26 protein-coding genes are annotated in these 21,596 nt (G+C 63.8%); 14 read left to right on the forward strand and 12 right to left on the reverse strand.

Translation table 11 applies throughout. From position 1 onward, the window contains the following. The first annotated feature begins 95 nt into the window (after window positions 1-95). Window positions 96-1,013: a LysR family transcriptional regulator gene (locus LNV08_RS04950; RefSeq protein WP_263532561.1), complete on the forward strand. Its 918-nt coding sequence runs from the start codon at window positions 96-98 to the stop codon at window positions 1,011-1,013. A 209-nt stretch (window positions 1,014-1,222) separates the two neighbouring features. Then, entirely contained in the window at window positions 1,223-2,335 is a 1,113-nt protein-coding gene (locus tag LNV08_RS04955) for an acyltransferase (RefSeq protein WP_263532562.1), read from the forward strand. Between the two features lie 27 nt (window positions 2,336-2,362). Here LNV08_RS04955 and LNV08_RS04960 read toward each other — a convergent pair whose 3' ends face one another. The 4 genes from LNV08_RS04960 to LNV08_RS04975 all read right to left on the reverse strand — a co-directional run bounded on the left by LNV08_RS04960 (window position 2,363) and on the right by LNV08_RS04975 (window position 4,289). Beyond that, window positions 2,363-2,710 carry a carboxymuconolactone decarboxylase family protein gene (locus LNV08_RS04960; protein ID WP_263532563.1) on the reverse strand — a complete coding sequence of 116 codons (348 nt, stop codon included), beginning with the start codon at window positions 2,708-2,710 and terminating at the stop codon, window positions 2,363-2,365. A 37-nt stretch (window positions 2,711-2,747) separates the two neighbouring features. Beyond that, entirely contained in the window at window positions 2,748-3,281 is a 534-nt protein-coding gene (locus LNV08_RS04965; protein WP_263532564.1) for a lipocalin family protein, read from the reverse strand. A 48-nt stretch (window positions 3,282-3,329) separates the two neighbouring features. Continuing rightward, on the reverse strand, window positions 3,330-3,524 hold the full coding sequence (locus LNV08_RS04970; protein WP_263532565.1) for a DUF2892 domain-containing protein: 195 nt from the start codon (window positions 3,522-3,524) through the stop codon (window positions 3,330-3,332). A gap of 84 nt (window positions 3,525-3,608) precedes the next feature. After that, the gene (locus LNV08_RS04975; RefSeq protein WP_263532566.1) at window positions 3,609-4,289 is read right to left on the reverse strand and encodes a helix-turn-helix transcriptional regulator; all 681 of its coding nucleotides are present in this window, start codon (window positions 4,287-4,289) and stop codon (window positions 3,609-3,611) included. Between the two features lie 131 nt (window positions 4,290-4,420). Here LNV08_RS04975 and LNV08_RS04980 point away from each other — a divergent pair, with 131 nt between their 5' ends. Beyond that, entirely contained in the window at window positions 4,421-5,035 is a 615-nt protein-coding gene (locus tag LNV08_RS04980) for a GNAT family N-acetyltransferase (protein WP_263532567.1), read from the forward strand. Between the two features lie 21 nt (window positions 5,036-5,056). On the opposite strand, the gene lplT is transcribed toward LNV08_RS04980, so the two are convergent. Continuing rightward, on the reverse strand, window positions 5,057-6,346 hold the full coding sequence (gene lplT, locus LNV08_RS04985) for a lysophospholipid transporter LplT (RefSeq protein WP_263532568.1): 1,290 nt from the start codon (window positions 6,344-6,346) through the stop codon (window positions 5,057-5,059). A gap of 158 nt (window positions 6,347-6,504) precedes the next feature. On the opposite strand from lplT, the gene alr reads away from it, so the two are divergent. From alr to LNV08_RS05000, 3 genes are all read left to right on the forward strand, one after another. Beyond that, window positions 6,505-7,614 (forward strand): alanine racemase, encoded by a 1,110-nt coding sequence (gene alr / locus LNV08_RS04990; protein ID WP_263532569.1) that lies wholly within the window; start codon window positions 6,505-6,507, stop codon window positions 7,612-7,614. A 4-nt stretch (window positions 7,615-7,618) separates the two neighbouring features. Continuing rightward, the gene (gene arfB / locus LNV08_RS04995) at window positions 7,619-8,023 is read left to right on the forward strand and encodes an alternative ribosome rescue aminoacyl-tRNA hydrolase ArfB (RefSeq protein ID WP_263532570.1); all 405 of its coding nucleotides are present in this window, start codon (window positions 7,619-7,621) and stop codon (window positions 8,021-8,023) included. A gap of 140 nt (window positions 8,024-8,163) precedes the next feature. Next, window positions 8,164-8,535 carry a PspC domain-containing protein gene (locus LNV08_RS05000; protein WP_263532571.1) on the forward strand — a complete coding sequence of 124 codons (372 nt, stop codon included), beginning with the start codon at window positions 8,164-8,166 and terminating at the stop codon, window positions 8,533-8,535. A gap of 11 nt (window positions 8,536-8,546) precedes the next feature. On the opposite strand, the gene LNV08_RS05005 is transcribed toward LNV08_RS05000, so the two are convergent. The 4 genes from LNV08_RS05005 to LNV08_RS05020 all read right to left on the reverse strand — a co-directional run bounded on the left by LNV08_RS05005 (window position 8,547) and on the right by LNV08_RS05020 (window position 13,131). After that, window positions 8,547-9,428: a DMT family transporter gene (locus tag LNV08_RS05005; RefSeq protein WP_263532572.1), complete on the reverse strand. Its 882-nt coding sequence runs from the start codon at window positions 9,426-9,428 to the stop codon at window positions 8,547-8,549. Next, a complete protein-coding gene (locus LNV08_RS05010; protein WP_263532573.1) occupies window positions 9,428-10,057 on the reverse strand; it encodes a LysE family transporter in 630 nt (209 codons plus the stop codon). Before LNV08_RS05010 ends, LNV08_RS05005 begins: the two co-directional genes overlap by 1 nt. An 81-nt stretch (window positions 10,058-10,138) precedes the next feature. After that, window positions 10,139-11,290 carry an HD-GYP domain-containing protein gene (locus LNV08_RS05015; RefSeq protein ID WP_263532574.1) on the reverse strand — a complete coding sequence of 384 codons (1,152 nt, stop codon included), beginning with the start codon at window positions 11,288-11,290 and terminating at the stop codon, window positions 10,139-10,141. A 20-nt stretch (window positions 11,291-11,310) separates the two neighbouring features. After that, entirely contained in the window at window positions 11,311-13,131 is a 1,821-nt protein-coding gene (locus LNV08_RS05020) for an HDOD domain-containing protein (RefSeq protein WP_263532575.1), read from the reverse strand. A gap of 85 nt (window positions 13,132-13,216) precedes the next feature. Between LNV08_RS05020 and radA the strand changes: the two genes are divergently transcribed. The 3 genes from radA to LNV08_RS05035 are packed head-to-tail and all read left to right on the forward strand — an operon-like array spanning window position 13,217 to window position 15,389. After that, window positions 13,217-14,584, forward strand: coding sequence for a DNA repair protein RadA (radA, locus tag LNV08_RS05025; protein ID WP_263532576.1), 1,368 nt, complete (start codon window positions 13,217-13,219; stop codon window positions 14,582-14,584). A gap of 2 nt (window positions 14,585-14,586) precedes the next feature. After that, window positions 14,587-14,949, forward strand: coding sequence for an antibiotic biosynthesis monooxygenase family protein (locus LNV08_RS05030; protein ID WP_263532577.1), 363 nt, complete (start codon window positions 14,587-14,589; stop codon window positions 14,947-14,949). Window positions 14,950-14,960: 11 nt separating this feature from the next. Then, window positions 14,961-15,389 (forward strand): hypothetical protein, encoded by a 429-nt coding sequence (locus LNV08_RS05035; RefSeq protein ID WP_263532578.1) that lies wholly within the window; start codon window positions 14,961-14,963, stop codon window positions 15,387-15,389. 27 nt (window positions 15,390-15,416) lie between these two features. Here the strand turns inward: LNV08_RS05035 and LNV08_RS05040 are convergent, their stop codons facing one another. After that, window positions 15,417-15,998, reverse strand: coding sequence for a PEP-CTERM sorting domain-containing protein (locus LNV08_RS05040; RefSeq protein WP_263532579.1), 582 nt, complete (start codon window positions 15,996-15,998; stop codon window positions 15,417-15,419). A 260-nt stretch (window positions 15,999-16,258) separates the two neighbouring features. Between LNV08_RS05040 and LNV08_RS05045 the strand changes: the two genes are divergently transcribed. Genes LNV08_RS05045 through LNV08_RS05065 form a run of 5 tightly spaced genes read left to right on the forward strand, consistent with a single transcriptional unit; the run spans window position 16,259 to window position 19,473 of the window. Further along, on the forward strand, window positions 16,259-17,182 hold the full coding sequence (locus LNV08_RS05045) for a branched-chain amino acid transaminase (RefSeq protein ID WP_263532580.1): 924 nt from the start codon (window positions 16,259-16,261) through the stop codon (window positions 17,180-17,182). An 18-nt stretch (window positions 17,183-17,200) separates the two neighbouring features. Beyond that, a complete protein-coding gene (locus LNV08_RS05050; RefSeq protein WP_263532581.1) occupies window positions 17,201-17,413 on the forward strand; it encodes a zinc-finger domain-containing protein in 213 nt (70 codons plus the stop codon). Window positions 17,414-17,420: 7 nt separating this feature from the next. Further along, on the forward strand, window positions 17,421-17,876 hold the full coding sequence (locus LNV08_RS05055; protein WP_263532582.1) for a YybH family protein: 456 nt from the start codon (window positions 17,421-17,423) through the stop codon (window positions 17,874-17,876). 11 nt (window positions 17,877-17,887) lie between these two features. After that, complete coding sequence (locus tag LNV08_RS05060) at window positions 17,888-18,943, forward strand: YheT family hydrolase (protein WP_263532583.1); 1,056 nt, start codon at window positions 17,888-17,890, stop codon at window positions 18,941-18,943. 2 nt (window positions 18,944-18,945) lie between these two features. Next, a complete protein-coding gene (locus LNV08_RS05065) occupies window positions 18,946-19,473 on the forward strand; it encodes a DUF2946 family protein (protein ID WP_263532584.1) in 528 nt (175 codons plus the stop codon). 69 nt (window positions 19,474-19,542) lie between these two features. Here LNV08_RS05065 and LNV08_RS05070 read toward each other — a convergent pair whose 3' ends face one another. Together LNV08_RS05070 and LNV08_RS05075 are read right to left on the reverse strand one after the other, a co-directional pair. Further along, window positions 19,543-20,109 (reverse strand): c-type cytochrome, encoded by a 567-nt coding sequence (locus LNV08_RS05070; protein WP_263532585.1) that lies wholly within the window; start codon window positions 20,107-20,109, stop codon window positions 19,543-19,545. A 113-nt stretch (window positions 20,110-20,222) separates the two neighbouring features. Next, window positions 20,223-21,593: a hypothetical protein gene (locus tag LNV08_RS05075; protein WP_263532586.1), complete on the reverse strand. Its 1,371-nt coding sequence runs from the start codon at window positions 21,591-21,593 to the stop codon at window positions 20,223-20,225. Window positions 21,594-21,596 lie beyond the last annotated feature (3 nt).

The raw sequence follows: 21,596 nt of genomic DNA on the forward strand, positions 1-21,596 counted from the left end.
GTACTCCTGCGTAAGAATCTGGGCTCAGTCTAAATTGGCAACTTCTGCGTGACTAGACCAAGTTTCGTCCACAGATTGGTGATTAAATATTGACAATGAAACTGAGCATCTCACGCAGCCGCCGCACTGCCGCCGACCAAGCCTTGGACGCCAATGCGCTGGAGCTGTTCGCCCGCATCGCCCAGGCCGGCAGTTTTGCGCGCGCCGCGCGTGAGCTGGGCCTGACCCGCGCGGCGGTCAGCCGGCGGGTGGCCGCGATCGAGGCCGCCGTGGGCCTGGCCCTGTTTGCCCGCAGCACCCGCAGCCTGAGCCTGACCGAGGCCGGCCGCCGCCTGCATGCCCGCGCCCGCGCCGTGCTGGAGGCCGCCGAGGGCGCGCGGCTGGCGCTGCGCAGCGAGCGCGACATGCTGGGCGGCACGCTGCGCATCAGCGCCGCACCGGTATTTGGCGTCCATGTGCTGGCGCCGCTGCTGGCGCGCTTTCAAAGCCTGCATCCGGCGCTGCGCTATGAGCTGATGTTCACCTATCGCAAGGTTGACCTGCTGCGCGAAGGGGTGGACATCGCCTTTCGCGCCACTGCCCGGCCGCCCGAGGATTGGGTAGCGCAAGCCGTGCTGCGCTATGCGGTGCGCGCCTATGGCGCAGCGGGCAGCGAGCCGCTGAACGGCCCGCAGGCCTTGAGCGAGCGGATCTGCCTGCTGGTCGGCCAACATGAGGAGCCCAGCGCCGCCATCTGGGTGCACGAGTCCGGCGAACAGGTCGAGCTCAGCCTACAGGCCGGTGCCTGGGGGAATGACTTGGACGCCTTGCTAGTGATGGCCAAGCATGGCGACGGGGTGGTGCTCAGCCCGGACTTCTGTGTGCCGCCCGATGCCGGTCTGGTCGATCTTTTGCCGGGTTGGCGGCTCGATGTGCAAGAAGGCGAGTGGATACAGGCCTTGACACTGCCTATGCCGGCCGGCTCGGAGACAGCGCGCGCCTTGCTGCACTTCTTGCGCCAACAACTGGTTTAGGTCGCGCTCTCGGTATTGGCCCAATGACTGGCGCAGCCGGCGCCAAACTCCTACAATCGCGGGTTTTGCGCAGCGGCTGCGTCGCTGCCCGGCCCAGGTCGCATGCTGTGCGGCCCGAGACACGAGTGGCCGCCCCTCCTTAAACATTTCGCGATAGAAGAACAACAACTAGCGCCCCTGCCACGAGCAGGGAGTGCTCGCACACCGGTATGTCCAAGCCCAACATTGCCCGCCTCCTGCATGTCGATGCGCTGAAAGCCTTCGCGGCACAGCTGATCGTGCTTCACCATCTGTCGGCCTATGGGCCTATCGCCGATGCCGTGCAGACCGTAGCACCACAACTGATCTCGGCTCTCTATCACTATGGGCGCATGGCGGTACAGGTCTTCTTGGTGGTCGGCGGCTTTTTGAGCGCACGCGCCTTGTCGGCACGTGGCCAGTTGTTCGAAGGCAGCTTGCCCGAGCAACTGCTGCGGCGCTATCTGCGTTTGACCTTGCCCTTTATGGCCGCCGTGCTGCTGACGCTGCTGTGCTCAGCACTGGTCAGCACTTGGCTGCCCGACTTGGTGCCCGCTTCAGTCACCCTGCCGCAGCTGCTGGCCCATGCCACGCTGTTGCACGGGGTGCTGGGCTTCGAGTCCTTGACGGTTGGTGCCTGGTATGTGGCGGTGGACTTCCAGCTCTTTGCGCTGCTCTTGTCGTTGCTCTGGTTGAGCCGCTACCTGGCCCCCAGCCTGAGCCGCCAGCAAGCGCGCCTGCTCGGCCCGGGCCTGATCTTGCTGCTCTGCCTGGCCTCGCTATTTGCCTTCAACCGCAATAGCGAACTCGACAACTGGGCGCCCTACTACTTCGGTGCCTACGGCCTCGGCGCCTTGGTCCATTTTCTAGGCTTGGTCAACTACCGCCGGCTCGCGCTGTACCTGATCAGCGCGGCTGTCTTGCTCGCTTTGTTGTTTGACTTCCGCGAGCGTGTCGCCTTGGCCCTGGTGTGCGCTTGGGTACTGGCTTGGTTGCAGCAGCGTCATCAGAATGGTCAGCACCTGCTGGCCGACCACCCGCGCGCTGCGCCGCTATTGGCGCATTTCGGCACCCACTCCTACGCGCTCTTCCTGGTGCATTTTCCGATTTGCCTGCTGGTCAACGGCTTGTTTGAGCATCCCGATGCCGAACATGCTGGGTCGGCTGTGCTGGCGGCCTTGGCTGCCCTGGCTCTGAGCAATATGGCGGCCGTGCCTTTCTACCGCTGGGTCGAGGCACCTTCGGCACGCCTGCGCCTGGCCCCTCTGCTGGCTCGTCTGCTGCCCAAGGCCTCACGCTCCTGAGCGCAACAGTTGTAGGGCCAAGCCCCGCTATTTTGGGGCCATGTCTTCCCAGGCCTTGATGACCTCGGCGCTGTACATCAGCGCCGGCCCGCCGCCCATATAAACGCAAACCGACAGCATTTCGTCCAACTCGGCGCGGGTGCAGTCCAGCTTGTGCAGCGCTTTGACATGAAAGCCGATGCAACCCGAACAATGCTGAGTGACGCCGATGGCCAGCGCGATCAGCTCCTTGTGCTTGGCACTCAGCGCACCGTCCTTCATCGCCGCGCCGGCCAATTGGCCAAAGGCCTGCATCGCCTCGGGCTGCGACTTTCTCAAGGGCGCGAGGTTGGCGTTGATGTCTTTGATCAGCCCAATATGGTCAAAGGTGCTCATGCAGAGGCTCCTGATGTCGGTGGAAATGTCTATCTGTTCAGTCCAGCGGCTGCGTCTGCGGCGTGCGCTGAAACGCCGCGCGATCAAAACCCAGCTCGCCCGCCCGGTCCAGCAGCTTTTGCAACACCGCCTCATCCATTTGCGGCGTGCGCGACAGGACCCAGGCGTATTTGCGGCTGGGCTCGCCGATCAAGACATGCTGGTAGTCGCTATCCAGATCGAGCACCCAGTAATTGCCGTAAAACGGCCAAAAGAAAGTCACCCTGAGTTTGGCGTTAGCGCTGCCTTCCACGACCTTGGCGTGGCCGGCCGTACGGTCGACCTCGCCCTTGGCTGTGCGGCAGCGGTTGATCACCTCGACCCGCTCGCCATCGAGCCGATAGCGCGCCTGGGTATCGGCAACGCATTGCTTTTGGAAGCGGTTAGGCAACAGCGCAATCTCGTACCAGGCGCCGGCATAACGCTGCAAATCTACTGCGGCAACGGTCGGCAGGGCAGGCGGTTCCGGCGCCGCATGGGCCGAGCCGCAGCAGGCCAAGATTGAGGCAAGAACAAAAGATGGGGTTCGCATGAGATGGGGCCTTCAGTGATCAGGCCGCCACCATAGCAAAGTGCGAATTCACCGGTCTTTCATCTGGCATGTGTTCATGCCCAATAAGGGATAGGCCGGGCAAAAACGGAACACGCCCGTCAGCAGCGGCACGATGCCGATATAGCCCCAGACACCAACAGTGCCGGTCGCAGCCAGAGCAATCAAGGCCAAGCCACCCGCAATCCGCAGAACCCGATCCACCGTACCGACATTTGCTTTCATCGCAACTCCTTCAACGAGCCCAAGGCCAGATTCAGCCCTATGTCACGATTGTGGGCACGCCCGCTCGGCCAAACTTGCGCCAGATCAAGTCTGACTCTCGGCCCGCCGCATATCGGCCAGCGTCTTGCCGGCTTCGTCGCGAAACTGCTCGTCGAGCAAGGCCAGACCCTGGATGCGATCAACCCGGAAGTTACGGAAACCGGCTCGTTTCTCGCACCAGGCCGCCAGCGTCCAGGTCGGGCCCCAGAAATAACAAGCCAGCGGACGCACCACGCGCTCGCTGGCGGCGCCGGCCAGGTCCAGGTAGTCAAGCCGCAGCTTGTGGCGGCTCTCGGTCGCTTCGCGCAGGCTGGCCAGTCGGTCACGCATGGCCTGGTCGAGCCCGCTCAAGGGGGCATACAGGGCCAAGCTCTCGGCGGCGGCCCTGGCGGCTGAGGGCATCACACCCAGGATCTTCAGCATGGCCTCCTCGGCCTGCCGCGCCAGGCCGCTGTCCAGCTGACCCTGCGCCAAGCGCAAGGCGGCCACCAGCGCCTGTGCCTCTTGCTTGGTGAACATCAAGGGCGGCAGATCAAAGCCGGCGCGCATGCGGTAGCCCACGCCCGCTTCGCCGTCGATCGGCACACCCTGAGCCTGCAAGGCGGCCACGTCGCGGTAGACGGTGCGCATCGACACCTCCAGCCGAGTGGCCAGGAAGTCGGCGGTGGACAGGCGTCGGCCTCGGATCAGATGGACAAGTTGAAAGAGTCGGTCGGCGCGGCGCATGGCCCGCATTGTCGGGCCTGCCCGACAACACTGGCACGCGACTTGCATCTTCCTGGCTACCAACGCCCGCAAACCGTTCACCCTCGGTTCACGCTCGATTCACCCCTGCATCACTGGATAAGGAGCTTTCCATGAGAAGACTTGCTGCATCCGCTTTTCAACTCGGCGCCCTGCCCTTGCAAAATCCCTTTATCGGCTCGCTTCAGGCCTTGCACGGCCAGCACTTTGGCCGTGGCCAGATCTGGGTGGCCCGCGCCAATGACATGGCCAAGCCCTCCGCACCCAGCACCACGGTCAAGATGGAATCAATGGCGCAGCCCGAGGTCCAGGCGCTGCTGACGGCACTCGATCAAGAGCAAGAGCGCCTGCTGCAGCCCCAGCCAGCAGCGCGCCCCAATGCCCGGGCCGCACTGCGCCGTGCGGCCACACGCTTGGTCGTGGTGCGCGACGCCCAAATGCGGGTCATCGCCTGCGGGGCGCTGCTGCTGCATGAGGACTATGCCGAGTTGGCCTGCTTGATGGTGACGCCCAGCCGGCGCGGCCAAGGCATGGGAAAACTTTTGCTCAGCAAACTGGAAGGCGAAGCGCTTCGCCTGGGCCGACCGCTGTTACGGCTAGAGGCTGATGTGCGCCAACATGCGTTGCATCATCTGGCCGAAGGCGGTGGCTTCAAGCGTTGCGGCCCTTTTGATGAGCGCCGCGCCCATCCCTTCGGCGTCTTTATGGAAAAACTGCTGGGCAGCTGAGCCAGCATGCCTGCCGGCCGCTCAAGAGCCGGAATGGCATTCGTCGCAACGCGCCAGCACCATCAGGCGCTCGACTTCTTCGCGATGGTTGATGCAGTTGCGCTGGTGCCAGATCCGGATCAGCGCCATCGTGCCGGCCACGATCAGACCGAAGATCGAGATGGCGATAAAGGCTGACAGCCCGATCCGTGTCATGCCGGTGTAGAGCGCGCCCAGACCCAAGATGCAGGCCTGCTCGTTGAAGTTCTGAACCGCAATCGAGCGGCCCGCGCCCATCAGGTTATGGCCACGGTGCTGCAGCAAGGCATTCATGGGCACGACCAAAAAGCCGCCGACCATGCCCAGCAAAATCAGGAAGGGCACCGCCACCCAGATATTGGTCACCGCATTCAGGCCGACCACCAACAGACCCAAGGCGATGCCCAGCGGGATCACCCGCGTCGCTCTGTCCAAGCGCATATACATAGAAGCCGCCACGGCCCCAGCCGCCGTACCCAACGCCACCACGCCGCCCAAGGTCGACGCTTGCGTGGTGGTGTAACCCAGCGCCGCAGCGGCCCAAGGGAACACGATGATGCGCATATTGCCGGAGATGCCCCAGAACAGCGTGGTCGTGGCCAAGGAGATCTGACCCAGCTTGTCGGCCCACAGGCGCGAGTTGCAAGAGGCGAAGTCGCGTATCAAGGCCAAGGGGCTGTGCGCCAGCGGCTGCAGGGTCGCCTGCGTGCGCGGAATGGCCAGATTGAATATCGCTGCCGCCAGGTACAGGATCACCAAGCTGGCGATTGCCGCCTCGGGCGGGGTATCGATGCCGGTGTCGAAAAATGGCAGATCAATGCCCAGCAAGAGCGGCGCCAGATGCGGCCCGACCAACTGCCCGCCCAGCAAGATGCCCAGAATGATGGAAGCAATCGTCAAGCCTTCGATCCAGCCATTGGCCTTAACCAGTTGCGACGGCGGCAGCAGCTCGGTCAGGATGCCGTACTTGGCCGGTGAATAAGCTGCGGCGCCCAGACCAACGATCGCGTATGACAGCAAAGGATGGGCGCCGAACATCATCATCAAGCAGCCAATGATCTTGATCAGATTGGCGTAGAACATCACCTTGCCCTTGGGCACGGCGTCGGCAAAAGCGCCCACAAAAGGCGCCAAGATCACATAGAAGAGCGCAAAAATCGGCCCCAGTGCGGGGACCTGCCAGGCGGGCGCGCCGGTATTTCTGAGCAGTTCAATAGCGCCGACCAGCAATGCGTTATCAGCCAGCGAGCTGAAAAACTGCGCTGACATGATGGTGGAAAAGCCTTTTTTCATGAACCTATTTTGTACTGCTTGGTACTGCTAAGAAGGCGCAGCCACGGCCAAATGCCCGCGGCGAAAGTGATGCTGCCTCCGGGTTATAGCATGCGCCTTGTTCTAGGGGGGTCGACCCGGCAGACAAAGCCCACGCGCCCAGATGCCACAATTCGGCCATGCCGCGTCCAATTGAAGCCCTCATCCACGTCTCCGCCTTGGCCCATAACCTCGCCCGCGCGCGCGCTTGCGCGCCGGACGCCATGGTCTGGGCGGTCGTCAAAGCCAATGCCTATGGCCACGGCATCGCCAATGCCTATGAGGGCCTGCGGGCCGCCGACGGCTTCGCGCTGCTCGATCTGGACGAGGCGCAGCAGCTGCGCGCGCTCGGTTGGCGCGGTCCGATCCTGCTGCTGGAAGGTGCGTTCGAAACCCGCGATCTGGAGCTGTGCTCGCGCCTCAAGCTCTGGCATGCTGTGCATTGCGAGCAGCAGATCGACTGGCTGGCGATGCACAAGACCCATGAGCCGCACCGGGTCTTCTTGAAGCTCAACAGCGGCATGAACCGGCTGGGCTTCAGCCCGACCGCCTTCCGCGCCGCCTGGACTCGGCTGAACGCCTTGCCGCAGGTGGACGAGATTTCGCTGATGACGCATTTCTCCGATGCCGACGCGCTGCGCTTCGGCATCGACGGCATCCAGCACCAGCTCGACGTGTTCGAGGCCGTCTGCGCCGACCTGCCCGGCGAGCGCTCGCTCAGCAATAGCGCCGCCACCTTGCGCCACAGCGCACGCGTGCACAGCGACTGGGTGCGCGCCGGCATCATGAGCTACGGCGGCGTGCCCGACTACCCCGAGCATGGCCCCGAGCATTGGGATCTGCAGCCGGCGATGACACTGCGCTCCAAGATCATCGGCGTGCAGCATTTGCAGGCCGGTGACACGGTCGGCTATGGCAGCAGCTTCACCGCCGATAAGCCCATGCGCATTGGCACGGTCGCCTGCGGCTATGCCGACGGCTACCCCCGCCATGTGCCGAGTGGCTCACCCGTGCTGGTGAACGGACAGCGCACGACGACGGTCGGCCGGGTCTCGATGGACATGCTGGCGGTCGACTTGAGCGCCTTGCCCCAGGCCGGCTTCGGCAGCGAGGTGACGCTGTGGGGCCAAGGCCCCAAGGGTCAGGTCTTGCCGATCGATGAGGTCGCCAAGGCGGCCGGCACGATTGGCTATGAGCTGATGTGCGCGTTGGCCAAGCGCGTGCCGGTCACTGTTCAACACTTAGAGTGATGCTTTGAACCTGCACTGGACGCCGGCAGATTGGGAGCTCGACTTCAGCTTCATCCGCGCCAGCGGCCCCGGCGGGCAAAACGTCAACAAGGTGTCCAGCGCCGTCCATCTGCGTTTTGACATCCAACGCTCGACGCTGCCGGCCGTCATCAAGGAGCGGCTGTTGGCGCTTTCCGATCAGCGCGTCACCAATGAAGGCGTGATCGTCATCAAGGCGCAGGAGACGCGCAGCCAGGAGCAAAACCGCGCCGATGCGGTGGCGCGGCTGATAGCGATGGTGCAGAGCGTCGCTCACACGCCCAAAGCCCGCCGCGCGACCAAGCCGACCTATGGCTCCAAGATGCGCCGACTGGAGGGCAAGGCACAGCGCAGCGACATCAAGGCGGGACGCGGGCGAGTCAGCGAATAGGCGAGCAAGCAAGGGAATACCCTTGGTTTCGCCGCTTCGGTCGGCGCGACTTGCAGTTCGTCGCATGCCGCTCGCTAGGCCCAAGACTTGACCGCAAACTGCAGACACGGCACTTCAGCCAGCAGCATCAGGAGCTCTCCATGTCTCTCAGCAACGAATTCGAACGCCTCGCCGACCTGCATCAAGCCGGCCAACTGACAGACGATGAATTCGCCCGCGCCAAGGCCAGGCTGCTGGACGGTCCGCCGAGCTTCAAGCCCGATGAAGCGCCGCGCCGTCAGCCCCAAGGCGGCGGCCTCGGCCACGCGATCAATGGCCTGCAGCGCAGCCGCGATGAACGTTGGTTGGGCGGCGTATGCGGCGGGCTGGCGCAGATCAGCGGCCTGGCCGCCTGGATCTGGCGGCTGATCTTTATTGCTTCGATTCCCTGCCACGGGATTGGCTTGATCGCCTATTTGATCCTGTGGGTCTTGGTGCCGGAAGAGCGTGACGAGCCCTTGCGGCTGAACTGAGCCGGGCTAAATCAGCGCCGCTTGGTCGCCATGTAAATACTGACTAAGCAAAGCGCCATGCCACTGACGGACAAAACCGTCGGCACCCAGCCTTCCAGCGCGGCCGAGATCACCAGTGCGATGACCGGGATCACCACCCCGGTCAAAGCGGCACGCGCCGGCCCTTGCAACTGCGCCAGCTTGAAATACAGCACAAAGGCGATGACCGAGCCAAACACCGCCAGATAGAGCAGGCTCAGGACATAGGGCGCATGCCAATCGAAATGCAATCCCTGGCCGCTGAGCAGCGACATCAAAATCAGAAAGACCGCGCCATAGCCCATGCTCCAGGCCAGCACGGGCACCAGCGCCAGCCCGCGCCTTGTCAGCGTCAGCGTCAGCACATTGCCGATGCAGGCGGCCAAGACGGCCAAGAGCCCCAAGCCAAGGCCTAAAGCGGCGCTGGGCCTGGCGCCCGTTGCCGCAATCTCGGGCCAAAAAATCATCACCACGCCGAGCACGCCGCCGCTGGCCGACAGCAAAAACCGCCGCGTCACCGATTGGCCGAAAAACAGCCGTCCGGACAAGGCGTTACCGAACACCATCAAACAAAACAAAACCGCCACCAGGCCGGTCGGGATATGCCGCTCGGCCTCGTAGACCGAAAAGTAATTGCCGCTGTACTGGACGATGCCGGTCGCCAACATCAAGCCATGCGCAGAAGCCGGCATGCGCAAGGACTCGCCCCGCATGCGCGCCAAGCCGACCAGCAACAGCGCCGCAATCGCAAAGCGCCAGGCCACCGAGTTGAGCACGGGCACGCCGCTGGCCAGCTGATACAGGATCACATGCCAGGTGCTGGCCCAGATCAGCGTCGGGCCCCAAAAGAGGGTGCGGGGAGACAGCTGCGCCATCAGGCGCTGCGCTTGAAGCTCGCCAGCAAGGCGCCGGCTACGATGAAGAGCGTGCCGAAGCTGCGGTTCATGATCTGAATGTGATGACTGGAGCGCAGCGCCGACAAGACTCTGGCGGCCAAGGCCGTGTAGCCGGCCATCACCACCATATCGGTGAAGGCCAGCGTCGCCGCGATGACCAGATATTGCTGGGTCAAATCACCCTTGAGATTCAAAAACTGCGGCACCACCGCCAGCAAAAACACCGTGCCTTTGGGGTTGACCGCGTTGATGCCCCAGCCGCGCAGCACCAACTGGCGGCGCGTGATTTGAGCGCCTTCGCTGCGGGCCGCCACCATGGGCGTGGCCGGCGCACGCCATTGCTGCACGCCCAAATAGACCAGATAGGCCACCCCCAAATACTTGACCAGGGCGAAACCGATGCTGGAGGTGGCGATCAAAGCGCCGAGGCCGGCGCCGACCAAGAGAATCTGGGTCAGGATGCCCAGAATCAGGCCAAAAGTGGTGAAGTAGCCGCGCCGGAAGCCATGGTTGAGCCCCGAGCTCATCGCTGCGATGGCGCCCGCACCGGGGGACAGGCTGATGGCCCAGGAGGCGGCGAAGAAGGCCAGCCAAGTCGAAAATTCCATCGCTGAGTCCTGAGCTGCTGAGTCGAAACAAGCCGGGTTTGTAGCACGAACGGGTTTTGCCCCTGTCGCGATGGCCTGGAATCAGTGGGTGGGATTCAGGCTGTCCAGCCCATGCATGCCGTACAAACCGTAGAGGCGCTCGCTCGGGATGCGGGCCATCAGGCTTTTGTCACTCTCTACCGCCACCACCGCAAATTCGCGCTGCGCCGTGTCGTAGCGGATCAGTTGCGCCTTGAGCTGGCCGCGCTTGTCGGCCAAGGCCATCACCAAGGGGCATTGCAGCGTGGCGCCGCGCCGAATCACCACGGCCAGATCACCATTAGCCAAGCGCAGCAACTCGCCCGGTGGGTACATGCCAAATTCCTTGATCAGCGAGGCAGCCAAGGGGTTGCCGGGATTTTGCTCATAGACCTCGCGCGCCGCCTGCTTGATCTCCAGCGCCGGGCGGTTGACCCTGGAGCTGATCTTGGCCAGGAACACATCCACCAGGCGCAGCAGCCGGGCCATCTCACCGACATCGCGCAGACCCCTGGGGTAGCCCCGGCCGCTCACTTGCTCATGATGCTGTGCCACGGCTTGCAGCCATTCCTCATCATCGACGCCGGCGGCCCGCAGGCGTTTGCAGGCTTCGTCCGGATGCAAGCGCAGTTGCTCGCGCTGAGACTGGGTCAGGCGCCCGCCCGTCATCGCATAGACGCCTTGCAGCTCGATGATGCTGGCATTCATCGTCAACGCTGCCTTGACGACCTTGCGCTGGCGCGACTCAGTCCAGCCCAGCCTCCGCGCCACCATCAAGCTCAAGGTGGCCACGTACAAGGCATGCGTCAGGCCGTAAAGGCGCAGTTGCAAGCCTTCTTGACGCACGGTTTGGTAGAGCGCCATATCGCCGTCTTGTACCGCCAGGGCGATCACCTCGCTGGCCGTCTCATCGCAACTTGCCATGAACTGCAGGCCGTCGGGCAAAGTCTTCAACATCGCATCGACCGCCCACACCGCCTGCGCCCAACGAGTGGCCAGCGGCGGCGGCTCGGCGGGCACTTGGCCGCCAGCCTGCAGCGCGCGCAACTCCGCCACATCGGCATACATGCCGCGCGCGAGCAAGGCCGCCAGCTGCGCCGCACTGATGACGATCTGGCCGCAGGCCAAGAGCAGGCCGCCCTCGGCGTCGCGCACATTGAAGGGCAGGCGCGCACCGATCCGAATTTGCTCGGCAACCAGTTTCAGCAGCTGCATGATGCCGGTGAATTTCGGCGCTAGCTGTTGCCGCCACCAAAGCGCAAGGCCATCACGACCTGATTGCGCAGCGTCTTCAACAAGGTCAACTCGCGCTCGCTGATTTGCAAGGTACCGGGATCGGCCTTGTCGCCATAGAAGGCGCCCAGCACTTGGCCGCCCGCCACCATGGGCAGCAGCACAAAGGTGCCGGCCTGCACCTGGTTGCGGAACCAAGCCGGCAGGCGCTGCGCAATCACCGGGTCGGCGGTGTCCGAGATCAAGGTGTCGGCGCCCTTGCTGCACAGCAGGCCGAACAATTCGCTCGGCGGCTGCAGCGGGATCTGGAACACCGGCGCAAGGGCCGTGGCGCGCTCGCCCACGCCCATGCCGCCCTTCAACATCTGCCCGCTGCCGTCGCGCAAGCAGACCACCACGCGGCGCAAGCCCAGCGCTTCATGCATCTGCCGCATGCACAGCTGCAAGAGCTGCCCGGCAGGCGCTCCGGCCAAGACCAGGCCGCTGAGTTTTTCGAGCGCGTCGGACAGCGACTCGGCTACCGCCGGATTGACAGGCGCCACCGGTGCCGCAGGGCGCGGCGCGGCAGCAGCAGGTTTGGGCGCACCAGCGACCGGCGCGGCGGCGGCAGCCGTTGCCAGCTTGGCCGCGCCGGGCTTGGCGGCTAGATCGGCGGCTGGATCGGCAGCCTTGGCGGGCTTGGCCGCCGGAGGTGCCGCCACCGGGCCGAAGCCCAGCACCTGCGCCAAGTCATTCCAAAGCTCTTGAACGCCGGCCACTTCCTCGACCAGCGGCTCCGGGTTGAGGCTCAAGGGCACGGCCATCTCGGCCGCAAAGCGCTCGACGCAGACGCGCCGGGCCTCGGCCTTTTCTTCCGCCGAGCCGCCACCGGGCAGGCCCAGCAACTGGGCCGCCAAGACATTGGCCGAGGTGCAAAGCACGCGCTGGTATTCCTCGGCGCTGGCGGCGCGCTCGCTGCTGCTGGGCTGCAGGCGGCGCATGCCGTGGCGCACGGTTTCGGGCCAACCCCATTGTTCGGCCACATCGATCGCGATGTCCTCAATGTCCACGCCCCAGTGCTCGCGCGCCAGTTTGTCGCGCGCATCCATCCATTCATGCTTGCCGGTGGCCAGACCGCGCGTCGCCAGCTTTTCCTCAAAGCCGTACAACTCCTCGGGGAAATGCAGGCCCCCCAACATGCCGCCGAGGTTCTGGAACAAGGCCGCCAGATAAGCCACCTCAAGATGCTTGTTGCGGTTGCAAAACTGCTGCGCCAGCAACGCGGCCAACTGGGCGCGGCCAAACTCTTCGCGCAGCCGGTTGCCGTCAGACCCCTTGGGCAGACGGTCGAACAACATCAATGAGTTGGCCATCATGCCCACGGTCTGAAAGCCCATCAGCGCGACCGCACGTTGCAAGCTGGTGATCGTGCCGCCACCGGCCGAGCTGTAAAAAGCCGCGTTGACCAGTCGCAAAAGCTTGGACGTCATCGCGATATCTTCCGAAATCGCGCCGCTGAGCGCGCGCGCATGGGCGTTCTCGGAGCGCGAAATCTTCTGCATCAAGCGCACCGAATCCTTCATCGAAGCGAAGTCGGCTTGTTTGGAAATCTTTTGCATCAGGCGCTTGTAGCGCGCCTCGCGTTCGGCTGCGGCCTTCTCTTCTGCTTCGCGTTCCGCCTCACGCTCGGCATCCCGCTGGGCTTGCAGACGGGCGGCCTCCGCCTCGGCGGCGGCTTGCTCTTCTGCGCTCAGTTCGGCTTGCGCAGCGCCGGCCGCCTCTTTCGGCAGTTCCTCCGGCGCCTCGGCTGCAGCGGCCGGCAGATCCGTGATCTCTGTAGTCATTCTTTGTGGTCCCTGTTGACGGAACTAAGACCATCGGCAGTTTTGCTGCATAGCTGAAGCCCGACTTGCAGGGACAATCCGCCCTATGGCCAAAGAAAAATCAATCTACACCTGCAGCGATTGTGGCGGAGTGAGCCCCAAATGGTTGGGTAAATGCCCATCTTGTGGCGCCTGGAACACCTTGGTCGAAGGGATTGCGGAAGTGCCGGGCGCCAGCGTGAAAAACAGCCGCTATCAAGCCCTGGCCAAAAGCCAGCCCGTTGCCACGCTGAGCGAGATCGAAGCGGCTGACTTCGAGCGCACCCCCACTGGCCAGGAAGAGCTGGACCGCGTTCTGGGCGGCGGCATCGTCGCCGGCGGCGTGGTCTTGATCGGCGGCGACCCCGGCATCGGCAAGTCCACCTTGCTGTTGCAGGCGATTGAAGATTTGTCCCACAAGCTGCCGGTGCTGTATGTGACCGGCGAGGAATCGGGCGCGCAGATCGCGATGCGCTCGCGCCGCCTCGGGCTGGCCGGCAGCAAGGTACGGGTGCTGGCCGAAATCAGCCTGGAGAAAATCCTCGCCACCTTGGAGGCCGAACAGCCCGCTTTTTGCGTGATCGATTCGATCCAGACGCTCTATTCCGAACATCTGTCTTCCGCACCCGGCTCGGTCGCCCAGGTGCGCGAATGCGCGGCGCAGCTGACCCGCACGGCCAAGGCCAGCGGCTGCGCCATCGTGCTGGTCGGCCATGTCACCAAGGAAGGGGCGATTGCCGGGCCGCGCGTGCTGGAGCACATCGTCGACACGGTGTTGTACTTCGAGGGCGACACGCACTCGAGCTTTCGGCTGGTGCGGGCGATCAAGAACCGCTTTGGCGCCGTCAACGAGATCGGCGTGTTCGCGATGACCGAAAAGGGTTTGAAAGGCGTTGCCAACCCGAGCGCTATTTTTCTAAGCACGCATGGCGAGCCGGTGCCGGGCTCCTGCGTGCTGGTGACGCTTGAAGGCACGCGGCCGCTCCTGGTCGAGCTGCAAGCGCTGGTCGACAGCGGTGGCCCCAGCCCGAGGCGACTCTCGGTCGGCCTCGACAAGGACCGCTTGGCGATGCTGCTCGCGGTGCTGCACCGCCATGCCGGCGTGGCCACCAACGATCAGGATGTGTTCATCAATGCGGTCGGCGGCGTGCGCATCAGCGAGCCGGCGGCCGACTTGGCGGTGCTGCTGGCGATCCAAAGTTCGCTGCGCGGCCGCCCACTGCCCAAGGGTTTCATTGCCTTCGGCGAAATTGGTCTGGCCGGTGAGGTGCGGCCGGCGCCGCGCGGTCAGGAGCGGCTGAAGGAAGCTGCCAAGCTTGGTTTTAGCGTCGCCGTGGTGCCCAAGGCGAACGCGCCGAAAAAGGCAATCGAGGGGCTGACCGTGCATGCGGTCGAGCGGATTGAAGAAGCGATGGATCTGGCCAGAGGGCTGTGACGATGAAGAATTTCGAGTTCGAGCCACCCTATTACGCGGTGATCTTCACCAGCCAGCGCAACTCGGTCGAGCTGGGCTATGCGGAGATGGCAGACCGCATGGTCGAACTGGCCGCGCAGCAAACGGGTTACTTGGGCGTCGAGAGCGTACGCGGCGCCGATGGTTTAGGCATCACCGTCTCCTACTGGCGCAGCCTGCAAGACATTGCTGCCTGGCGCCGCCAGGGTGAGCATGTGCAGGCCCGCGATCAAGGCCGCGCCGATTGGTACCTGCATTACGCGCTGCGCATCGCCAAGGTCGAGCGCGCCTACGGTTGGGATGCTGCAGATGGCAGCGGCGATCCGATGTTGGCCTCACGCGGTTAGCATTCGCCCCCATGAATACATGGATTGGAAGTGCGCTGGCCGTCCTCGCCTTTATCGCTGGCGGCTTGTTATGGGGCTGGAAGGGCGTGATCCTGGCGCTGAGCGTGGTGGTGTTCTGGCTGCTCTTGCAGTTCGGGCGGCTGATGCGCATCATGCGCGTCGCGTCCGAGGCGCCGGTCGGGCAAATCGACAGCGCCGTCATGCTGGCCGCCAAATTGGAGGTCGGCATGAAGCTGATAGCCCTGCTGCCCCTGAGCCGCAGCCTGGGCCGCAAACTCAGCGACAGCCCCGAGACCTATGGCTGGATAGACGCCGGTGGCGTGCAGTTGGAGATCGTGATGAACAAGGGCCAAGTTGTCAGTTGGACCCTGAACCGGCCGGATGAGCCGGGCGACACCGTCGCCCAGTCAACCTTGCCGGCCAGTCAGCTGGGGAGCTGAACGTTTAGCGATAGAACTAACTAAGGCTTAAGCGGCCTTGCGGCGCTTGGCAACAAAACCGACAGCGGCCAGACCGGCCAGCATCAAGGCGTAGGTTTCTGGCTCCGGCACTGGAGATACGCCGGTCTTGTAAATGGCGGCATTGGACAAACCGCCCAAGTTGTACGTCAATTTATCCAGATTGGTGCCCGCGTTGATTAGGTAAAACGCCGTGCCTTGGGCGCCTTCACCGGCACCACCTTTGTGGATACCCAGAAAGGTAAGTCCATTCAGCGGGGTTGTGAAATCGATGGTGTTGCCGCTGAAGTCCTTCTTTTCCACCCAGATATCGGTTCCGCCATAGGCATGGCCGGCTTTTTGACCCAAGGCCGTCAAGGCAGTAAACGTTGCCAACTTGTCTGGGGCGCTGCCGTTGATCAAGTTGCCCGAGAGATATCCGCTACAGGCCAAGAACGTTCCGCCAGTCAAATCATTGGCTCCGCAAGTCTGCAATGCTTGACTACCGCCACTATTGCCATTGTTGTTGCCGTTGCCATTGCCATTGCCCGCCATCGCCGGCAAGGAGAACCCCGCCAGAGCAAGCAACGCAATCGATAGTTTCGTGTTCATGGGGGACTCCTGGTAAGTCGGTGCGGTTGTGGCCCAAGCCTTGCGCCAAGCCATGAATGAATTCTGCGGGCTTGAGATAGATTTGGGCGCCGTTTACCCCCCCGAATGGGGGAGCCAGAAGCGTACGCATTTCACGAATTGATATCGTGCCGAGCAATGCCGTGACCGGCTTCACGGATGGCCAGCGGCACCGAGCGCCCCGTTAGAATCGAACTCCTGTCAGATTCAGCGCTAAGCAGCGCAACGCACAAGGAAGCCCCATGTCACTGGACGATCGCGACGGCAAAATTTGGATGGACGGCGAGTTGGTGGAATGGCGTGACGCCAAGATCCATGTGCTGAGCCACACCCTGCACTATGGCTGCGGCGCCTTCGAGGGCGTACGCGCTTACAAGACCGACAAAGGCCCGGCCATCTTCCGCCTGCAAGAGCACAGCCGGCGCTTGTTCGACAGCGCCAAGATTTTGCGCATGAAGATCCCCTTCACGCAGAGCCAAGTCGAAGAGGCACAGCGCCAAGTCGTGCGCGAAAACAAGCTGGAGAGCTGCTACCTGCGCCCGCTGGTCTGGATCGGCTCCGAAAAACTCGGCATCAGCCCCAAGGGCAACAAGATCCATCTGATGGTGGCGGCCTGGGCCTGGGGCGCTTACCTGGGCGAAGACGGCATGAAGCGCGGCATCCGCGTCAAGACCAGCAGCTACACCCGCCACCACGTCAACATCACGATGACGCAGGCAAAGGCCGTTAGCAATTACACCAACTCGATCCTGGCCAATATGGAAGCGACCGAGGACGGCTATGACGAAGCGATGTTGCTGGACGCCTCGGGCTTTGTCTCCGAAGGCGCCGGCGAGAACCTGTTCGTGATCAAGAACGGCGTGGTCTACACGCCCGATCTGTCGGCCGGCGCGCTGAACGGCATCACCCGCAATACGATCTTCCACATCTGCGAAGACCTGGGGCTCAAGCTGGTTGAAAAGCGCATCACCCGCGACGAGGTCTATATCTGCGACGAGGCCTTCTTCACCGGCACCGCCGCCGAAGTGACGCCGATCCGCGAGTTGGACCGCATCGAGCTGGGCTCTGGTTCACGTGGACCGATCACCGAGAAAATCCAAGCCGCGTTCTTTGACATCGTCAACGGCCGCAATCCGAAATATGCACATTGGCTCAGCTTGGTCTGAGCTGCGAAGGACATCATCTTGAGCAATAGCACCGACAAATCCATCGTTGAAGTCACCGCCGCCGACGTGCAAGGCCCCGGCGTCGTCGCCTGCCCAAACCCCAAGATGGCGCTGTGGAGCAGCCACCCAAAGGTCTTCATCGACCTCAGCCATGACGGCCAAGGCAAGTGCCCTTATTGCGGCACGGTCTACAAGCTCAAGGCCGGCGAAGTGCTGCACAGCCACCACTGAAGGGCCTATGCAACACCCCAAAGTGCCGGCCGCCGCGCTCTTGTCCTCACCCGAAGACACCGAGGCGCAGTTTTACGAAGCGCTGCAACAGGCCGATCTCAGCCGCTTGATGGCCGTCTGGTCGGACGAGGAAGAAGTCTCCTGCGTTCACCCGGGCGGCCCGCGCGTGGTCGGACTGGGCGCGATCAGAGCCGCCTTCGAGGTGGTCTTCGCCCAAGGGGCGATCTCGGTCCACCCTGAGAGGGTGAGGCGTGTGCAAACCAATGAGACCGCCATCCATCAGGTGCTGGAGCGCGTCGTCGTGGAGGGCAGCGGTGGCAGCGGCCAGCAAAGCGCCTGGGTGATCGCCACCAATGTCTACCTGAAGACGGCGATGGGCTGGCGCATGGTCGTGCACCACGCCAGCCCCGGCACCGCGCATGACATCCAGGAAGTCATCGAAGAGCCGGCCACGCTGCATTGAAGCCCTCGACCATGCAGTACCAAGCCCCACGCTGGTTGCCCGGCGGTCAGGCGCAGACCATCTGGCCCTCGCTGTTCTCGCGCCACACCGGTGGCCCCAAACTGGACTTCAGGCGCGAACGCTGGGACACGCCCGACGGCGATTTTGTCGATGTTGACTGGCTGGATGGAGCCCCCTTGCCGCCGGGTACGGCGTCAACCCCCCGAGGGGGGGACGAGGCCATCTTGGGGCGGCCCGGCGATGACCTCGCTCTGACCAACAAGGCTGAGAGTCGCCCACTGCTGGTCCTCTTCCACGGCCTGGAAGGCAGCTCGCAAAGCCATTCCTCGCAGGCCTTTGCTACCGTCGCGCGCTCGCGCGGCTGGGCGTTTGCGATGCCGCATTTCCGCGGCTGCTCGGGCGAGCTGAATCTGGCGCCGCGCGCCTACCACTCGGGCGACTTCGAGGAAGTGGGCTGGATGCTGGCACGCTTCAAGGACATGCATGACGGCCCCGTGCTGGCTGCCGGTGTTTCCTTGGGTGGCAATGCTTTGCTGCGCTGGGCCGAGGAGCATGGCCAAAGCGCGGCGGCCACCACCCGCGCGGTCTGCTCGATCTGCTCGCCGGTCGATCTGGCCGCCGCCGGCCACGCCATCGGCCAGGGTTTCAACCGCCTCGTCTATACCCGCATGTTCTTGCGCACCATGGTGCCCAAGGCGCTGCGCAAGCTGCAGCAGCATCCGGGCCTGTTCGATGGTGAGCGGCTGCGCGCGGCCAGCGATTTGTATGAGTTCGACAATCTGTTCACCGCGCCGCTGCATGGTTTTCGCAGCACCGAAGACTATTGGGCGCGGGCCTCGGCCAAGCCACATCTGAAGCGCATCCGCATCCCGGCGCTGGTGCTGAACGCCCGCAACGATCCCTTTGTTCCGGCCGCCAGCCTGCCACGCCAGCAAGATGCCGGTTCCTATGTGCAGCTCTGGCAGCCGGCGCAGGGCGGTCATGTCGGCTTCGCACAGGGTCGCCCGCCGGGCCATGTCTTCGGCATGCCCGAGCAGGTCTGTGACTGGTTGGCGAGAGCGCTCTAGCGATGGACGCCATCGTCGAAGCGGCGCTGAAGAAATGGCCCAATGTGCCGCATTGCTATGGCTGGCTGGCGCTGGACGCGCGCGGCGACTGGTATATGCGCGACGAGCGTATTCAAGCGGCCGGGCCGTTTCCGCAGGTCAAGGGCAGCCGCGTCACGCATGAAAAGCTGCGCCAGTTCATTGCGCGCAATTACGCGGCGGACGAGTCGGGCTGCTGGTTTTTCCAGAACGGGCCGCAGCGCGTCTATCTGCAGCTGGAGGCCGCACCCTGGGTATTCAGGTTGGGCGCCGAGCTGCTCCAGGACGGCTTGGTGCACACCCACACAGACTTGAGTTGCAGCGTCAGCTCGACCTGGCTTGATGAGCAGGATCGCCTCTTCCTCAGCACGCCCTTGGGCCTGGGGCTGGTGCACAGCATGGACATGGACTGGGCGGCGCGAGCCGTGGAGGCCGGCTTGTGGGAACCGCTCGCCAGCACACATGCCGAGTTACTCGGGCGGCACGGGGTGCGATTGAATCCCGGCGCTTAGACGTACAGAAAAAAGCAGGCGAAAAAAAGCCGACCTCAGCGAGTCGGCCTTTTTTGGCGCAAAGACGCGTCAGTTGGCTGCCGAGGCCGCCGCTGCAGGCGCCTTAGGCTCATCAAACTTGGCGCCGCCTTGGTTGGCCATATAGACCACGGCACGGCCGATTTCGAAATCGCTGAAGTCGCCACCACCTTGCGCGCCCATCGCGTTCTTGCCCTTCAGGGCCGAGTTCAGCAAGGCCTCGTAACCAGCACCAATGCGCGGGCCCCAGGCTGCAGCGTCGGCCAGCTTCGGTGCGCCGGCCGCGCCGGTGGCGTGGCAAGCAGCGCATTGCGCCTGGAACACTTGCTCGCCGGTCTTCAGCGTAGCGACGTTGTTGGCGTCCTTCAATTCGATGCCGCCGACGGGCTGGATACGGGCCGCGACGGCCATCGCCTCAAGCGCTTCGCTGCCGGCGGCCGGCTTGGTGGCGCTTGACACGTAGTTGGCCAGCATGATGATCACGATGATGGGCACAACGAAGGCAAAGAACACCGCCCAAGCCAGTTGTTTAGGCGTCTTGATCGGGCCTTCATGGGCCTCTTCCTCGTGAGCGTGCGCCTGAGCTTTTGCGTTCTCGTGATTGTTGTTTGCGCTCATGAAATCCTCGTTGGCCAGTTAGCCGTGTTGGGCAGAGAGAAGAAAGGCTGTGCCCCGCAAAGTCGCAGGGCGCAAAACCGGCAGATTATATCGATTGACGCGGGCCGAAAACTTCAGGGGCGTTGGCGCGGCGCCACCCTTGATTCCAATTCTGCCGCTTGATAGTTCGGCAGCAGCCGGCAGCCAGGGCCAAAGCGGGCCTCCATCGCCTGGCAGCGCCGCGCCACGCTGGCAGGACTGGGCTTTTCACCGCGCCCGGCCCAGCCCAACAACTCCGCCATCAAAGCCGGGTAGACCGGGTCACTCAGATAGCTGTGCTCGCCGTCGTCGCTGAAGGTCTGCACCAGTCTATCCCCCTGCCCGGCAGCCACCACCGTGCGGCGGAGCTGCGATTCCAACTCCACAAAGGCGGTCGCATCGTAAACGCCGTGCACGCTCAACATCGGCACCCCCACCCGCCCGCTGGGGTCACTGTCCAAGCCGAACTGGGTCACAGCTCGCGCATCGGCAGCGTAGCGCTGCACGCCGGCGTTCAGGGCGGCATCGTCGATCGAGCCGCTGTAACGCGCACCGATATTGCCCCAGGGGCTCAAGCCGCCGGTGCGCTTTTGCACCACGTCTTGAAAATGCCAGGTCGCCCAATTCAAGTGCCCCAGCACGGAACGCTCCGGGATTTGAAGCACGTTCACAACAGTATGCAAACGCGCCTGCTGCTCGGGTGTGCGCTTTGGCACGGGCGTCGCCAAACCTAAGCAACTGTCTGCACGGGCGGCCAAGTCGGCCCGCGTCAGCGTGGCGCCCGCCGGCAAGCCCATCCACAAGGGGTATTGCGCCTCGTCGGGCCGCGGATGATTGCCGCACAGGTATTGATAGATCACGCGCAAATCGAGCCTGAAATCGTAGGACCGGGTGCCGCCGCCGAGTACGCCGTTGCTGAGCAGCACGCCGTCATAGGCCGGCCTTGGCTGGCCGGGCGCGGCATAGCGCTCGGCCGCCTTGAGCGCCACGCCTGCGCCCCAGGACTGGCCGTGCAGAATGGTCGTCGTCGGCTGGGCGATATGCGTGACAAAAATCTGCCGCAGCCTTTCGGTATCGGCCGCCGCCGCGCTGACAGCCACGCCGCCCTGTGCAAAGGTCGAGCCCGCCCAGGCATAACCCGCCTTGACCATGATGGCCCAGCGCTTCAGGTCCTCGGCCGCGCGTTCGGCCTTGGGAGGTCCCAACTCCGGCCCGCCATGCGCATGCAAGACCAGTACGCCGCCCCAGTCCCTGGGGATCGCGATCAGATAGAAGGCCCCGGCCGAGTCCTGCCCGCCCAGGCAGCGCGTGCCTGCGGCCAAGCCGGCCGGGCACTCATGCACCTGCGGGGCCGCCTCGGCGAGGGGCGGTGGTAGTGGCGAAGGCAGGCGCGGGCCGCTGCAGCCGAGCAACAGTTGCAAGGCCAATAGCGCGCCGGCACCACGCATGATCCGAGCCATGCTCATCGC

Origin of the sequence: Paucibacter sp. TC2R-5 (genome assembly GCF_025717605.1) — a bacterium.
GTDB classification, from domain to species: domain Bacteria; phylum Pseudomonadota; class Gammaproteobacteria; order Burkholderiales; family Burkholderiaceae_C; genus Paucibacter_A; species Paucibacter_A albus.

Excerpts from the sequence above, each read along its gene's own strand:
- LNV08_RS05000 (WP_263532571.1), top strand. The coding sequence starts at position 8,164 with ATGTCTCTCAGCAACGAATTCGAACGCCTCGCCGACCTGCATCAAGCC.
- LNV08_RS05015 (WP_263532574.1), bottom strand. The coding sequence starts at position 11,290 with ATGCAGCTGCTGAAACTGGTTGCCGAGCAAATTCGGATCGGTGCGCGC.
- LNV08_RS05040 (WP_263532579.1), bottom strand. The coding sequence starts at position 15,998 with ATGAACACGAAACTATCGATTGCGTTGCTTGCTCTGGCGGGGTTCTCC.
- LNV08_RS05020 (WP_263532575.1), bottom strand. The coding sequence starts at position 13,131 with ATGACTACAGAGATCACGGATCTGCCGGCCGCTGCAGCCGAGGCGCCG.
- LNV08_RS04980 (WP_263532567.1), top strand. The coding sequence starts at position 4,421 with ATGAGAAGACTTGCTGCATCCGCTTTTCAACTCGGCGCCCTGCCCTTG.
- LNV08_RS05035 (WP_263532578.1), top strand. The coding sequence starts at position 14,961 with ATGAATACATGGATTGGAAGTGCGCTGGCCGTCCTCGCCTTTATCGCT.
- LNV08_RS05060 (WP_263532583.1), top strand. The coding sequence starts at position 17,888 with ATGCAGTACCAAGCCCCACGCTGGTTGCCCGGCGGTCAGGCGCAGACC.
- LNV08_RS04965 (WP_263532564.1), bottom strand. The coding sequence starts at position 3,281 with ATGCGAACCCCATCTTTTGTTCTTGCCTCAATCTTGGCCTGCTGCGGC.
- LNV08_RS05075 (WP_263532586.1), bottom strand. The coding sequence starts at position 21,593 with ATGAGCATGGCTCGGATCATGCGTGGTGCCGGCGCGCTATTGGCCTTG.
- radA (WP_263532576.1), top strand. The coding sequence starts at position 13,217 with ATGGCCAAAGAAAAATCAATCTACACCTGCAGCGATTGTGGCGGAGTG.
- alr (WP_263532569.1), top strand. The coding sequence starts at position 6,505 with ATGCCGCGTCCAATTGAAGCCCTCATCCACGTCTCCGCCTTGGCCCAT.
- LNV08_RS04975 (WP_263532566.1), bottom strand. The coding sequence starts at position 4,289 with ATGCGCCGCGCCGACCGACTCTTTCAACTTGTCCATCTGATCCGAGGC.
- LNV08_RS04950 (WP_263532561.1), top strand. The coding sequence starts at position 96 with ATGAAACTGAGCATCTCACGCAGCCGCCGCACTGCCGCCGACCAAGCC.
- LNV08_RS05005 (WP_263532572.1), bottom strand. The coding sequence starts at position 9,428 with ATGGCGCAGCTGTCTCCCCGCACCCTCTTTTGGGGCCCGACGCTGATC.
- LNV08_RS05045 (WP_263532580.1), top strand. The coding sequence starts at position 16,259 with ATGTCACTGGACGATCGCGACGGCAAAATTTGGATGGACGGCGAGTTG.
- LNV08_RS05070 (WP_263532585.1), bottom strand. The coding sequence starts at position 20,109 with ATGAGCGCAAACAACAATCACGAGAACGCAAAAGCTCAGGCGCACGCT.
- LNV08_RS05030 (WP_263532577.1), top strand. The coding sequence starts at position 14,587 with ATGAAGAATTTCGAGTTCGAGCCACCCTATTACGCGGTGATCTTCACC.
- LNV08_RS04955 (WP_263532562.1), top strand. The coding sequence starts at position 1,223 with ATGTCCAAGCCCAACATTGCCCGCCTCCTGCATGTCGATGCGCTGAAA.
- lplT (WP_263532568.1), bottom strand. The coding sequence starts at position 6,346 with ATGAAAAAAGGCTTTTCCACCATCATGTCAGCGCAGTTTTTCAGCTCG.
- LNV08_RS05065 (WP_263532584.1), top strand. The coding sequence starts at position 18,946 with ATGGACGCCATCGTCGAAGCGGCGCTGAAGAAATGGCCCAATGTGCCG.
- LNV08_RS04970 (WP_263532565.1), bottom strand. The coding sequence starts at position 3,524 with ATGAAAGCAAATGTCGGTACGGTGGATCGGGTTCTGCGGATTGCGGGT.
- LNV08_RS05010 (WP_263532573.1), bottom strand. The coding sequence starts at position 10,057 with ATGGAATTTTCGACTTGGCTGGCCTTCTTCGCCGCCTCCTGGGCCATC.
- LNV08_RS04960 (WP_263532563.1), bottom strand. The coding sequence starts at position 2,710 with ATGAGCACCTTTGACCATATTGGGCTGATCAAAGACATCAACGCCAAC.
- LNV08_RS05055 (WP_263532582.1), top strand. The coding sequence starts at position 17,421 with ATGCAACACCCCAAAGTGCCGGCCGCCGCGCTCTTGTCCTCACCCGAA.